The 13,412-nt window shown below is 68.7% G+C and carries 8 protein-coding genes; 1 reads left to right on the forward strand and 7 read right to left on the reverse strand.

Annotation, left to right across the window (positions count from 1 at the left end):
• Positions 1 to 32: 32 nt before the first annotated feature.
• The 4 genes from ACJ8AT_RS20110 to ACJ8AT_RS20125 all read right to left on the reverse strand — a co-directional run bounded on the left by ACJ8AT_RS20110 (position 33) and on the right by ACJ8AT_RS20125 (position 10,478).
• Complete coding sequence (locus tag ACJ8AT_RS20110) at positions 33 to 5,069, reverse strand: Ig-like domain-containing protein (protein ID WP_407739386.1); 5,037 nt, start codon at positions 5,067 to 5,069, stop codon at positions 33 to 35.
• Positions 5,070 to 5,199: 130 nt separating this feature from the next.
• Entirely contained in the window at positions 5,200 to 8,778 is a 3,579-nt protein-coding gene (locus ACJ8AT_RS20115; protein ID WP_407739387.1) for an Ig-like domain-containing protein, read from the reverse strand.
• A 116-nt stretch (positions 8,779 to 8,894) separates the two neighbouring features.
• Positions 8,895 to 9,851 (reverse strand): phosphoribosylaminoimidazolesuccinocarboxamide synthase, encoded by a 957-nt coding sequence (locus ACJ8AT_RS20120; RefSeq protein ID WP_407739388.1) that lies wholly within the window; start codon positions 9,849 to 9,851, stop codon positions 8,895 to 8,897.
• Positions 9,852 to 9,893: 42 nt separating this feature from the next.
• Positions 9,894 to 10,478, reverse strand: coding sequence for a hypothetical protein (locus tag ACJ8AT_RS20125; RefSeq protein WP_407739389.1), 585 nt, complete (start codon positions 10,476 to 10,478; stop codon positions 9,894 to 9,896).
• A gap of 51 nt (positions 10,479 to 10,529) precedes the next feature.
• Here ACJ8AT_RS20125 and ACJ8AT_RS20130 point away from each other — a divergent pair, with 51 nt between their 5' ends.
• The gene (locus tag ACJ8AT_RS20130; protein WP_407739390.1) at positions 10,530 to 11,264 is read left to right on the forward strand and encodes an RNA methyltransferase; all 735 of its coding nucleotides are present in this window, start codon (positions 10,530 to 10,532) and stop codon (positions 11,262 to 11,264) included.
• Between the two features lie 38 nt (positions 11,265 to 11,302).
• On the opposite strand, the gene ACJ8AT_RS20135 is transcribed toward ACJ8AT_RS20130, so the two are convergent.
• The 3 genes from ACJ8AT_RS20135 to ACJ8AT_RS20145 all read right to left on the reverse strand — a co-directional run bounded on the left by ACJ8AT_RS20135 (position 11,303) and on the right by ACJ8AT_RS20145 (position 13,347).
• On the reverse strand, positions 11,303 to 11,584 hold the full coding sequence (locus ACJ8AT_RS20135) for a vegetative protein (protein WP_407739391.1): 282 nt from the start codon (positions 11,582 to 11,584) through the stop codon (positions 11,303 to 11,305).
• A 143-nt stretch (positions 11,585 to 11,727) separates the two neighbouring features.
• The gene (locus tag ACJ8AT_RS20140; protein ID WP_407739392.1) at positions 11,728 to 12,951 is read right to left on the reverse strand and encodes a S1C family serine protease; all 1,224 of its coding nucleotides are present in this window, start codon (positions 12,949 to 12,951) and stop codon (positions 11,728 to 11,730) included.
• Between the two features lie 93 nt (positions 12,952 to 13,044).
• Entirely contained in the window at positions 13,045 to 13,347 is a 303-nt protein-coding gene (locus ACJ8AT_RS20145) for a hypothetical protein (protein ID WP_407739393.1), read from the reverse strand.
• Positions 13,348 to 13,412: the final 65 nt, after the last annotated feature.

The following is a 13,412-nucleotide window of genomic DNA, read 5'->3' on the forward strand; positions in this document are numbered from 1 at the left end:
TACGCTGGACGCCGTGACAGTCTCCCCAGGGCTTATGGAGCCGGCGTCACGCCCTCCTGCTCGACGATGATGAACTCGACGCGGCGGTTGTTCTCGCGGCCCGCGGCGGTCAAGTTGGTGTCCACCGGGCGCGTCTCTCCGAAGCCCACGGCGTCCAGGCGCTCGGGAGCGATGTTCGCTTGCTCCACCAGGTACTTGCGCACGTTGCCCGCGCGCCGCTGAGACAGATCCAGGTTGAAGGCGTCATCGGCGCGGCTATCGGTGTGGCCCTCGATGCGCACCTTCTTGATCTCCGGATTGGCCCGGAGCAGCGAGGCCACCTGCTGCAGCAGCGGGAAGGAGCGCGCCAGGACCACGTCCTTGTTGGTGGCGAAGTACACCTTCTCACGGATGACGATCTTGGTGGCCGTGAGCTGGACCTTGCTCTCGCCGATGTCCGGACAGCCGTCCGAGTCATCCACGCCGTTGATGACCTCGGGCTCGAGGGGACACTGGTCCTCCGCGTCAGGGATGCCGTCGTGGTCGTTGTCCGGGTCTGGGCAGCCGTCCTCGTCCTGGAAGCCGTCCTTGTCCTCCGGCTGGTTGGGGCACTTGTCCGCAGCGTCGGCAATGCCGTCCTGATCATTGTCCGGGTCCGGGCAGCCGTCCTCGTCCTGGAAGCCGTCCTTGTCCTCCGGCTCATTGGGGCACTTGTCCACCGTGTCAGCGATGCCGTCGTGGTCGTTGTCCGGGTCTGGGCAGCCGTCCTCGTCCTGGAAGCCGTCCTTGTCCTCGGGCTGGTTGGGGCACTTGTCCGCCACGTCGGCGATGCCGTCCTGATCATTGTCCGGGTCGGGACAACCGTCCTCGTCCTGGAATCCATCCCGGTCCTCGGGTTGGTCAGGGCACTTGTCCGCCACGTCTGGCACGCCATCGTTGTCCGAGTCCCTCGGGCGGGAATGGGTCTGCTCCTCCGCGGTCCAGGTGACGCCGGTGAAGACTCGGAAGACGGGCATGCCGTAGCCGAGCGTGAGGCCTCGGCCCGCCCCCAGCGTGGCCACCATGCTCTTGCTGAAGGGGTACTGGAGCCCGGCCTGTAGCTCCAGGGGGATCTCCTCCTCGTTCGTTCCGCCCGTGGCTCCCAGACCGAAGGCCCCCGCCACCGATGCGAGCCCTATGAGCGGATGACCCTGCACCTGGAAAGGAATGGCGGCGCCCAGGCCATAGCTCAGCTCATTGCCCACCGAGAGGTTGAGCAGCTCCTGGCGGCTGCGCAGGTTGACGCCCACGTTGGCCAGCAGCCGGGTACCGCCGTCGAAGGTGTAGTCCGTGGCGAGGCGCGGTTGCACTCCGACGCCCTTCTCGCCGCGCAGGGCCGTGCTGCCTCCGGTGGGAAGCACCACCGGCGCCGCAAGCCCCAGGCGCAGGCTCTCGCCTTCCAGCAGCAGCACCTTGGGGATCAGCCGCAGGTCTCCCAGGCCGCCCTTCCACGTCTGCTCCAGGGAGCCCGAGGCCTGCTCGTTGAACTCGCCGTGCTGGAGGCTGATGGGAATCGACGCGCCCAGCTCGAAGCGCTCGCCCAGGCCGATGGCTCCCACCAGATCGAAGCCCACTTGGTTCTTCACCAGGTGCTGGAGCAGGGCTTCATTGCGAGGGTTGATGATGACCAGCGGATCATGGGCGTACTGGAGATAGAGCCCGGTGCTCCAGCTCAGGTGTCCGGGCACGCCCGGTCCCTCCAGGCCCAGGACATCCGCCTTGCCAGGGGCAGGCTTGAACTGCTGCACGTCGATGGCCGAGGAGCTCTGCGCCTGCGCGGGCCCGGAGGCGGCCAGCACCGCTACGACTCCGAGGGCCAGCACGGCGCGGGCCCCTCGCGGCCCGGACGTCCGAGCGCCCTGGCGCCCCACGCGGGTGAGTCCCACGAGCGCCAGGAGCATCCAGAACGCGCTCGGCGGACTCCCGGAGCCCGAGGTGCTGCAGCCGCCACCTACCACCCGGCGCTCGATGGGCTCGGGGGGTTCGGGGAGCTTGGTGACGGTGACGGTGACGGTGGCGGAGTCCGTGCCACCGTTGCCGTCGCTGAGGGTGTAGGTGAAGGTCTCGGTGCCGGAGAAACCCGGAGCGGGCGTGTAGTGGATGCGGGTGCCTCCATCCGTGACAGCCACGGTCCCGCCCTGATCGCCTTGCGTCACGCCGGTGACGGTGAGGGTCTCGCCACTGTCGGGCGCGGAGGTGTCATTGGCCAGCACGTCGATGGGGTTCTCCGTCGTGCCCTCCGTCACCGTGGCCGTGTCATCCACGGCCGAGGGCGGATCGTTCACGGGGGTGACGGTGATGGGCACGGTATCGGTATCGGTCAGGGGGCCGCCAGCGCCGGAGTGGCCCAGGTCATTCGTGGTGAGGGTGAGGCTCGCGCTGCCGTTGTAGTTGCCATCAGGCGCGAAGCGCAGGCCCTCGAGCGCCGCGTTGATAGCGGCCAGCGTGCCGGTGAAAGTCATCGAGGCATCCGCCGTGCCGTCGCCCGAGGAGAACGTCAGCCCCGAGGTGGCGCCCAGGGTGAGCGTGCCGTGGGTGCTGGTGAGGGTCACCTGGACGAGCTCGCTTCCCGCGTCGGGATCGGCGGCGGAGAGCGCGTTGCCACCGGCCGAGGAGAAGAGCAGGGCGGTGTCCTCCGGCGTGCTCTGCGCGCCCGGAACCGTATTCACAGGCGGCTCGTTGGGGGCAGCGATCGTTGTCTCCTCCTGGGCGGAGTTGTTGTTCTCCGACGGGTCCGGCGTGTCCGAGAACACCTCCGCGAAGACGTTGAGCGTCCCACTCGCGATGGTGGGCATGACCACGATGGAGATATCCGGGGCGCCGCCGTTGGCGACGCTCGGACGGGTGCAGAGGACGGAGTCCGACGTGGGCTGCGAGCAGTTCCAGCCTGCGCCGCTGGCGCTAAGGAAGGTGGCATCCAAGGGGAGCCCGAACGAGACCTCGACGTTGGCCGCCGCGTTGGGACCGTCGTTGGAGATATGGACGGTGTACGTCAGCGGCCGGTCGTTCGGCGCGGGATCCGCCGACTCGGTGAGGGTGACGCCGAGGTCCGCCTCCGGCACGACGGTGTCGGTGTCCGTGGCGGAGTTGTTCGCCGGGTTGCCGTCGAGCAGTGGGGCTGGCTCGGAGACGGTGGCTGTCGCGACCAGGGGACCCGTGGACGTGGGGCTCACGTGCACCTCCAGCGTGAAGGTGGCCTTGCCCCCTGGGGGCACCGTGACGCTCGTGGCGATGGCTCCCGAGCCGCCGGCCGTCTGGCAGGAAGCGCCCGCCGAAGCCGCGCATGTCCACGTGGCACCCGAGGTGTCCGCGGGCACCGGCACGGAGACGGGAGCATTCGTCGCGGTGGAAGGCCCGGAGTTGGTGACGGTCACGGTGTAACGGACCGTCGCATCCGGGTGGGCGGAGGACTGCCCGTCGGTGATGGTGATGGCCAGATTGATCGGAGCGCACGACAGCCACGGCAGGGGGAGGGCGGGCGTGCTGAGCACCTGGCCGTCGGCACCGAAGGTGGCGCCGTTGACGGGGAACTCGGACAGCGAGGGCGAGGTCGTGGTGCCTGAGGCTCCGCCGTTGGCGGACGCCGTCACGGTGCCTCCGCTCAGCGCGATGTAACCGCCGCCGCCGCCGCCGCCAGGACCCTCGGCCTCGTTCAGGCCGATGTTCTGGTTGCCGCCGGTGCCTCCATTGGCCTCCACGGAGATGCCCGAGAGGTTGCTGCTGAGGACGATGACGGTGCCGCCAGCGGCTCCACCGCCGGGCGCATCATTGTTGGAGAGCAGCGCCTGCTGGCCAGGTCCGCCGTTGGCGCGGATGCGGCCGGTGCCGCTCACGTTGGTGGAGATGAGGTAGACAATGCCGCCGCCAGTGCCTCCCGAGCCGGCCGCGCTGTTGTTGCCATCGCCCGCGCCTCCACCCCCGCCCATGAAGAGACGCGAGGCAGGATCATTGTCCAGCGGACGCCCGCCCAGCCCGCCGACCTCCGCGCGGAAGTTACCGCCCCAGTAGGTCTCGCCCGGGCCCTTGCTGAACGCGTCCTCGTCCAGAGAGGAGTAGCTGTAACCGCCGCGGCCGCCTCCGGACTCGTCCGTCAGCATGCCGTTGGCCAGGTAGGCCGGATCGAGCTGCCAGGCCTGGGCCCCGGTGACGGAGTCGCGCATCACTCCCTGCCCGTGCCAGGCATGGCTGTTGTTGCCATTGGCGCCGCCGCCGCCACCCGCGTTGTGGCTGTTACCACCGCCACCGCCATTGGCTGGGGCGCCACGGCCGTAGCCTCCGCCCAGGCCCGCGTAGGCGGACGCATACCCCGCGATGCTCTCGCCCTTCGCGGCGCCGAGCTGGGCGTCGCTCGTGCGGTAGAGGGTGATCTGGTTGCTGGAGATATTCGAGGAGTCGTGGCGCAGGCCGCCGCGAAAGCCATCCTCGCTGACGTCAATGTCCCCGGAGAGGGTGGTGGTGCCATCGACGTGGAGCACCACGATGCCACCCCGTTGCCCAGTCCAGGGGACGGGCACCACCAAGGCCCCTTCGGCAATGGTGAGGCTGCGGAACTGGGGCACTCGGACCACCTGGGTCTGTCCTGCCTTCGTGTAGCTGTTCTTCAGCCCACTGCAGGCCAGATGGATCGTGTTGCCTACGACTTGGCGGACGACGGCGAACTCGTAGAGGCCCGTGCCGTTGAGGTTGGTGACGGTGCCGTAGTCCGGGCTGTCCGAGATGTCGATGGACGCCCCCTGCATCTGGATGATGAAGAGCAGATCGCCACTGCTCAGGGGGCCGAAGTCCGAAGCATTCAGATCCGTGGCGGCCGTCACCACCAGGCTGGTGGCCCCCGCGCTGACGTCCTCACCGAGGATGGCATATTGATTGAGCGCCCGGCCCACCTCGGTGACCGTGAGGTCGCCGTCCACTCCGGCCAGAGACGGCTTCTGGCTCGTGAGAGGGGGAGCCTCCGGCAGGGGCTCGCTGCAGGCGGTGAAGAGCGCGCAGCAGGCAGCGAGCAGCGCCGGTAGCCGGACGCGGGGAGAGGACAGCCTGGGTGGGGAGGCCATACGTCGGATATGCAACGGTTGTGGCTTCGCCCACAAGGGCCAGCGCTACCAGTCAGGTGCGCACACCCCAGGCTGTTCCTCCAGAAGTTGTCTGCACCGAAAGTTGGGCCCGCACCCATCTGCTCGGGATTCACGGAGCCGGCTTCACCCCTTCCTGCTCGACAATGATGAACTCGACGCGGCGGTTGTTCTCGCGGCCCGCGGCGGTCAAGTTGGTGTCCACCGGGCGCGTCTCTCCAAAGCCCACGGCGTCCAGGCGCTCGGGAGCGATGTTCGCTTGCTCCACCAGATACTTGCGCACGTTGCCCGCGCGCCGCTGGGACAGATCCAGGTTGAAGGCGTCATCGGCGCGGCTATCGGTGTGGCCCTCGATGCGCACCTTCTTGATCTCCGGATTGGCCCGGAGCAGCGAGGCCACCTGCTGCAGCAGCGGGAAGGAGCGCGCCAGGACGATGTCCTTGTTCGTGGCGAAGTAGACCTTCTCGCGGATCACGATCTTGTTGGCCTCGAGCTGGACCTTGCTCTCGCCGATGTCCGGGCAGCCGTCCGAGTCATCCACGCCGTTGATGACCTCGGGCTCGTTCGGGCACTGATCCTCCGTGTCGGCGATGCCGTCATGGTCGTTGTCCGGGTCTGGGCAGCCGTCCTCGTCCTGGAAGCCGTCCTTGTCCTCGGGCTGGTTGGGGCACTTGTCCGCCGCGTCGGCAATGCCGTCCTGATCATTGTCCGGGTCCGGGCAGCCGTCCTCGTCCTGGAAGCCGTCCTTGTCCTCTGGCTGGTTCGGGCACTGATCCTCGGCATCGGCGATGCCATCGTGATCATTATCCGGGTCTGGGCAGCCGTCCTCGTCCTGGAAGCCATCCTTGTCTTCCGGATCGTTGGGGCACTTGTCCGCCACGTCGGCGATGCCGTCCTGATCATTGTCCAGGTCGGGGCAGCCGTCCTCGTCCTGGAAGCCATCCTTGTCCTCCGGCTCGTTGGGACACTGGTCCGCCACGTCGGGCAGGCCATCGTTGTCCGAGTCCCTCGCGTGGGAGCGGGGCTCCTGCACCGCGCCCCAGGTGACGCCGGTGAAGACTCGGAAGACGGGCATGCCGTAGCCGAGCGTGAGGCCTCGGCCCACTCCCAGGGTGCCCAGCATGCTCTGGCTGAAGGGGAGCTGGAGCCCGGCCTGCAACTCCAGCGGGATCTCCTCCTCGTTCGTTCCGCCCGTGGCTCCCAGGCCGAAGGCCCCCGCCACCGATGCAAGCCCCACCATCGGATGGCCCCGGAGTTGAAACGGAATGGCGGCGCCCAGGCCGTAGCTCAGCTCATTGCCCACCGAGAGGTTGAGCAGCTCCTGGCGGCTGCGCAGGTTGACGCCCACGTTGGCCAGCAGCCGGGTACCGCCGTCGAAGGTGTAGTCCGCGGCGAGGCGGGGCTGCATTCCAACGCCCTTCTCGCTGCGCAGGGCCGTGCTGCCTCCGGTGGGAAGCACCACTGGCGCCGCGAACCCCAGGCGCAGGCTCTCGCCTTCCAGCAGCAGCACCTTGGGGATCAGCCGCAGGTCTCCCAGGCCGCCCTTCCACGTCTGCTGCAGGGGGGCCGCGGACTGCGTGTCGAACTCGCCGCGCTGGAGACTGATGGGAATCGACGCGCCCAGCTCGAAGCGCTCGCCCAGGCCGATGGCGCCCACCCAGTCAAAGCCCACCTGATTCTTCACCAGGTGCTGGATCAGCGAATTGTTGCGCGGGTTGACGACGACCAGCGGATCATGGGCGTACTGGAGATAGAGCCCGGTGTTCCAGCTCAGGTGTCCGGGCACGCCCGGTCCCTCCAGGCCCAGGACATCCGCTTTGCCGGGGCCGGGCTTGAACTGCTGCACGTCGATGGCCGAGGAGCTCTGCGCCCGCGCGGCCCCAGAGGCTGCCAGCACCGCTACGGCTCCGAGCACCACCAGCGCGCGAGCACCTCGCGGACCGGAGGCCCGAACCTTCGGGCGTCCCACGAGGCAGAGCCCCACGAGTGCCAGGAGCATCCAGAAGGCGCTCGGCAGACCCCCGTCGCCCGAGGCGCTACAGCCACCGCCCACGACTCGCTGCCCGTTGATGTCGACCGGCGTGGGAATGGAGTCCACTGGAGTAGGCGTGACGTCGACCGGGGTGGGCGTCGGAGGGGGCGTCGTAGTCGGCGTCGGAGTCGGAGGAGGCAGAGGAGTGACGGTGACGGTGACGGTGGCGGAGTCCGTGCCGCCGTTGCCGTCGCTGAGGGTGTAGGTGAAGGTCTCGGTGCCGGAGAAGCCCGGAGCGGGCGTGTAGTGGATCCGGGTGCCTCCGTCCGTGATGGTCACTGTTCCGTTGTGATTGCCCTGCGTCACGCCAGAGACGGTGAGGGTCTCTTCGGTTTCGGGGGCGGAGGTGTCATTGGCCAGCACGTCGATGGAGTTCTCCGTCGAGCCCTGCGTCACCTGGGCCGTGTCATCCACGGCCGAGGGCGGATCGTTCACGGGGGTGACGGTGATGGGCACGGTATCGGTATCGGTCAGGGGACCGCCGGCGCCGGAGTGGCCCAGGTCATTCGTGGTGAGAGTCAGGCTCGCGCTGCCGTTGTAGTTGCCATCGGGCGCGAAGCGCAGGCCCTCGAGCGCCGCGTTGATGGCGTCCAGGGTGCCGGTGAAAGTCATCGAGGCATCCGCCATGCCGTCGCCCACGGAGAACGTCAGGCCCGTGGTGGCGCCCAGGGTGAGCGTGCCGTGGGTGCTGGTGAGGGTCACCTGGACCGGCTCGCCTCCCGCGTCGGAGTCCGCCACAGAGAGCGCGTTGCCACCGGCCGAGGAGAAGAGCAGGGCGGTGTCCTCCCGCGTGCTCTGCGCGCCCGGCACCGTGTTCACGGGAGGCAGGTTGCGGAAAGTGATCGTCGTCTCTTCCTGGACGTAGTTGTTGATCTCCACGGGGTCACCCGTGTCCGAGAACACGTCCGCGAACGCGTTGAGCATCCCATCGTCGATCGTGGGCATGACCACGATGGTGATATCCGGAGCGGTGCCCGGCTCCAGTCTGGGAAGGGTGCAGGCGACCAGGTCCGGCTCGGGCAGCGAGCATTTCCAAGTCGCCGCGCTGACGCTCACGAAGGTGGCGTGCACGGGCAGCCCGAACTCGAACCGGACTTTGTCGGCAGGATCGGTGCCCTCGTTGGAGACATGGAGCGTGTACGTCAGAGGGCTGTCGTTCGGCGAGGGATCCGCCGACTCGGTGAGGGAGAGCACCAGGTCCGTCTCCTTCTCGGACATGGCGGAGACCGTGGAGGCAGGAGGTGTCGCGGTGGCGGAGGCGACCACCGAGCCCCTGCCAGCGGGGTCGAGGCTGCTGAGCCGCGGCAGGCGCACCACCTGGGTGTTCCCCGCCTTCGTGTAGCCGTGCCGCAGTCCGCCGGAGCCCAGTTGGATCGTGTTGCCGTCAATGTGGCGGACAACGGTGAGCTCGGAGAGGCCCGCGCTGTTGATGGAGAGCAGGTCCCCCCTGCGCAGCGGCCCAAAGGCCGGATCGTCCAGGTCCGTGGAGTCCGTCACCTGGAGGCGCGTCGCTCCCGCGCTGACGTCCTCACCGAGGACGGCATACGGGGTGAGCCGCGGGCCCGAGGGCTCGCTGCACGCGGTGAAGAGCAGGTAGCCGGCGGCGAGCAACGCCGAGAGCTGAAAACGAGGAGAGGGCTGCCAGGCTGGGGAGACCATGGCAGGGCATATGTGGCTTCAAGTCTGAGCCAACAAGCTCCCGCAGGGGCAGGCTATTTGAGAACTGAATGAAGCGACATCGGCACAAGGGGCCGATTGTTACATTCCGGCTGTGCTTACAGGTACCCAGCCGCGCGCAGGTTCTTCTCGATGCGCTCGTGCACGTCGCCCGGCTCCAGCTTCAGCTCCGTGCCCGTAATCCGCTCGTAGGCCGTGAGGTACTTGGTTGCCAGGTCCACGCGCACGTCGTTCGGGATCTGCGGCGGCGTGCCGTGGCCCGAGAAGTTCCGCTCGCGGATGAGCCACTGGCGGATGTTCTCCTTGTCCAGCATCCGCTGGTCCTCGCCCTTCTTGAAGCGCTCCTCGTACTCGTCCGCCACCCAGTACCGGCTGGAGTCCGGTGTGTGGATCTCGTCGATGACATAGAGGTCATCACCCACCTTGCCGAACTCGTACTTCGTATCCACCAGGATCAAGCCGCGCGTGCGCGCCCACTTCTGGCCCTCGGCGAACAGCGCCTTCGCCGCCTCCGTCAGCCGCGCCCAGTCCCTGGGGCTCGCCAGCCCTCGCGCCAGGAGCTCCGCCTCGGAGATGGGCTCGTCGTGCTTGCCGTACTGCGCCTTCGTGGAGGGCGTGATGATGGGCTCGGGGAACACCTCGTCCTTGCGCAGCCCGGCGGGGAAGGGCAGCCCGTAGGCCGTGTGCGTGCCCTTCTCGTAGTCGCGCCACAGGCTGCCCGTCAGGTAGCCGCGCACCACCATCTCGATCGCGAACGGCTCGCACGCCCGCGCCACCGTCACGTTCGGATCCGGCACCTCCAGCACGTGGTTGGGCACCACGTGCCGGGTGCGCTCGAACCAGAACGTCGCCAGCCGGTTGAGCACCTCCCCCTTGAACGGAATGGTGGTCAGCACGTGATCAAACGCGGAGAGCCGATCCGAGGTGATCAGGATCAGGCGATCTCCCTGCCGATACGTGTCGCGGACCTTGCCCTGGTAGTGGGTGCCCTGCAGCGGCAGCTTCACCTGCCGCAGGGTATTCGGGAGCTGCGCGTAGAGAGCGGACGTGTTCACGAGGCGCCTCGAACCCCGCGGACGTGCGGGAGGGCGCGGACTCTACTGAACGCTCGCCGAGGTGGAAGCGGGACCTGAGGCCGCTGCCAGATACAGGAAAGCCGGATTGATACGCAGGATACCGTCCACGTACGCCACCGCGTACGGCGCGCCCGACACCCGGTCCACCTGCACCGGCCCTGTCTGCGGAATGCCCCAGTGCGTCAGCAGCGTGCGCGCCACCAGCTCGGCGGCCTCGCGCTCCGAGAGCCCCTGCAGGCTGTCGCGGCGATCCTCGGGCCAGTGTTCACCCGTGCGCCCATCGAACGTGAGCTGCAGCACACCGCCCGCGTCCGGCGCCTGGAGCAAGTCCATCCGCGCCTCGAAGCCCGGCGCCGCCACCAGCTCGCCGTGCTGGCTGATGGGGAACAGCACCAGCGCTTGCGCGGCCTGGCCTTCCTCCTGCTCGGACAGCCGGGCCAGCTCGCGGAACAGCTCCTGCCGCGTGGGGGCCGGCTCGAACTCGAGCGCCTCCGGAGAGCTGGTGAGCGCCTGACGCGCGCTCAGCGACGAGCGCGCGGGAGCGCCCGTCCCGCCACAGGCGGTCAGGACGACGGAAAGCAGGAGAGCAGGAACCCAGCGACGCATCGGCCGGAATATACCGATCACCGCCCGGGGCAGCTAGATAAACTCGGAGGCATGGGTCTGGGTGAGCAGCTCACGGTCGTTCTCCACCAGACGCGCTCACCAGACAACCTGGGGGCCGTCGCTCGGGTGATGGCCAACTTTGGCTTCTCGCGTCTCATCTTGTCCGACCCCGTCACCTATGCGTTCCGAGGCGCCGAGCGGCTCGCCGTCAAAGGCGAGGCCGTGCTGGACCGGATGGCCGTGGCCAGGGACTTGCCCGAGGCCCTCACCGACTGCGTGTACGCGGTTGGCACCACCTCTCGCACCCAGCTCAAGGGGCGAGCGGCACTTACCCCAGAAGAGGCAGTGCGACGGCTGGCGCAGGAGAGCGCGCGGGGCAGGGTGGCGCTGGTGCTCGGGGGAGAACAGCGCGGCCTGTCTGATGAGGAGCTGGCCCACTGCGCCGACGTGATCGTCATCCCCACCAGCGAGGTGCAGCCGTCCATGAACCTGGCCCAGGCGGCGGCGGTGCTCCTCTACCTGTGCGGCCGCGAGGGGGCCCAGGCGCCGGGGCCCGCGGCTCCCGAGCCGGGCGCGCGCATGGGCACGCTGAACGCCCTGAGCCAGCGGATGCAGGAGGTGCTGCTCTCGGCGGAGTTCCTCAACCCGCAGGCGCCGGAGCACGTGCTGCACGAGCTGGAGCGGACGTTGCTGCGAGCGCGGCTCACCCAGCGCGAGGCGGAGCTGTGGCTCACGGCCTTCAAGCACCTGGGACGAGCAGTGAAGCGGGGCGCCTCCGCTCCGTGAAGGCGGGAGGCGCCCGGTGAGACGAGCCGGAGACGGCGCTAGGCCGCCGCGGGCGCGGCCCCTTCCTTCTTGTAGGTCTCGTTGTAGTGCTTCTCGCACAGGCCGCCCTTGAGCACCTTGGTGCGGCAGTCGGCCTTGGAGCAGGTGCGGTAGCGCGAGTGGGGCAGCTCGCCCTGGCGCCACTTCTTGTAGTGGAAGAAGCAGTAGCTCTTGGCGCGGTAGGGGCGCTTGCAGCCCTCGACGGAGCACGCCTTCTTGCCGCTGCCCTTGGCCACGCGCGGCCAGCTCTTGTGCGGATTGGTCTTCTTGGCCTCAGCCATGGGGAGTTCCTCTCTGTTGCGGTGCCATCCCGAGCGTCGCCTCAGCGGGCCGCCCGGAAAAGAAAAGGCGCACTGTGTAGCGCCCGCGCGAGGGGAACGCAAGCCGGGTGACGAGCGAGGAGGCAACCCCTGGCCCCCGGCTGTCAGGGAGCCGGGTCGGCGTCCGGAGCCAGGAGGGGCGCCGAGGAGGGGGACGGCTGGGCCCAATCCTGCCCGGTGAGCGCTGGCTCCAGGTGAGAGCTGGCGGGCTGACGGGCAGGCGAGCTCCTGGCGGCCACGGCGGGCGCCACGGGCTCCTCGGGAGGCGGCTCCACCAGCCTCACCCGCATCTTCAGAGGCTGCTGCCCGCGGCGGACCTGCAGCACCACGGTACGGCCCACGCCTCGCGCGGCCACCTGCCAGCGCATCTTGTGCGCCCGCTCCACGCGCTCGGCGTCCATGCTGACGATCACATCCCCCTGGCGCAGGCCCGCTCGTCCCGCGGGGCCGTCCTCCGCCACGTCGGTGACGACGACACCTCGGGCCGGGTGCGAGAGGCCGACCTTCGCGGCCACGGACGGCGAGTAGTCCTGCACTTCGATGCCCAGCCAGCCCCGGCGCACGTGGCCGTAGGCCTTGAGGTGCGGAAGCACGGACTTGGCGATGTCGATGGGGACGGCGAAGCCGATGCCCTGGCCCGCCACGTTCACCGCGTTGGCGATGGCCACCACGCCCCCGTGCAGATCCAGCACCGGCCCGCCCGAGTTGCCCGGGTTGATGGAGGCGTCCATCTGCAGATAGTCGAAGTCGCCCTTGCGCCCGTTGGGCGTCACGTCCGTGCGGCCCTTGAAGCTGACCACGCCCACCGTGACGGAGTGCGCCAGCCCGAACGGGTTGCCAATGACGACGATCCAGTCGGCCACCTCCACGCGCGAGGCCGACGAGAGCTTCAGCGCCGGCAGCCGGCGGCCCGTGTCGATCTTCAGGAGCGCGCAGTCGGTGCGCTCGTCCTGGCCGATGATCCGCGCGGGGAAGTCCTCACGGTAGCCGCGCGGCGAGTCCACCGAGATCGTCACCTGCGCGGCGCCCTCGATGACATGGTTGCTGGTGAGGATGTAGCCATCCGGGTGGATGATGAAGCCGGAGCCGATGCCCTTCTGCTCCTCGGGCGAGTCCGTGCTCACCTGCCGGGTGGTGATGGAGACCACCGCGGGCATCGCCGCCCGCGCCACCTGGCTGAGCGTGGAGCGCTGCTGGTGCACCTCCTGGCTGCGCGCCTCGATCCATACCCGCCCGGCCCCTGGCTCGGACGCCCGTGCGGCTCCCGCCACCATCAGCGCGCACGCCACCGCCGCCAACAGCACGCCCCTGCCCTGCGTCCTTGCCATGGACCGCCTCCACACCACCCCTCCACCTCAATCCGAAGCTAAGGAGAGGGGAGGGGAACAGGAAGCGGGGCACAATCCGCGGGAAGAACTCCCTTACTTCTTCTGGGCAATGAGGCGGTTCACTGCCTCACGATCCTCGGCGGTGATGCGCTCGCGTGGCGCCGTGGCCGTCTTCCGGCCGACAGCCTCCTTGGCCTCGTCCAGCACGTCCTCCAGCCCGTCCTTCACCCGGTCCATCCCGTCCTTCACCCGCTCCACCTGCGAGGGGTGGACGTTGCGCTTCCACGCTCGCTCCATGTGATCCAACGGCGAGCGCCCCTCGACATCCCCCTTCGCCAGGAAGACGCCCAGGCCGATCGCGCACGCAGTCCACACCACGAACTTCAGCAGACCCATGTGTTTACATCCTCCTACCCTCTCGTACACCGAAAGAGAGGAGGCAGCCAGTTTCCAACGCGGGG

Origin of the sequence: Hyalangium sp., from assembly GCF_045802625.1 — a bacterium.
Lineage (GTDB): Bacteria > Myxococcota > Myxococcia > Myxococcales > Myxococcaceae > Hyalangium.

Bases quoted from the DNA above. Each gene is read 5' to 3' on its own strand.
- ACJ8AT_RS20115 (WP_407739387.1), bottom strand. From the start codon at position 8,778: ATGGTCTCCCCAGCCTGGCAGCCCTCTCCTCGTTTTCAGCTCTCGGCG.
- ACJ8AT_RS20135 (WP_407739391.1), bottom strand. From the start codon at position 11,584: ATGGCTGAGGCCAAGAAGACCAATCCGCACAAGAGCTGGCCGCGCGTG.
- ACJ8AT_RS20125 (WP_407739389.1), bottom strand. From the start codon at position 10,478: ATGCGTCGCTGGGTTCCTGCTCTCCTGCTTTCCGTCGTCCTGACCGCC.
- ACJ8AT_RS20130 (WP_407739390.1), top strand. From the start codon at position 10,530: ATGGGTCTGGGTGAGCAGCTCACGGTCGTTCTCCACCAGACGCGCTCA.
- ACJ8AT_RS20110 (WP_407739386.1), bottom strand. From the start codon at position 5,069: ATGGCCTCCCCACCCAGGCTGTCCTCTCCCCGCGTCCGGCTACCGGCG.
- ACJ8AT_RS20145 (WP_407739393.1), bottom strand. From the start codon at position 13,347: ATGGGTCTGCTGAAGTTCGTGGTGTGGACTGCGTGCGCGATCGGCCTG.
- ACJ8AT_RS20140 (WP_407739392.1), bottom strand. From the start codon at position 12,951: ATGGCAAGGACGCAGGGCAGGGGCGTGCTGTTGGCGGCGGTGGCGTGC.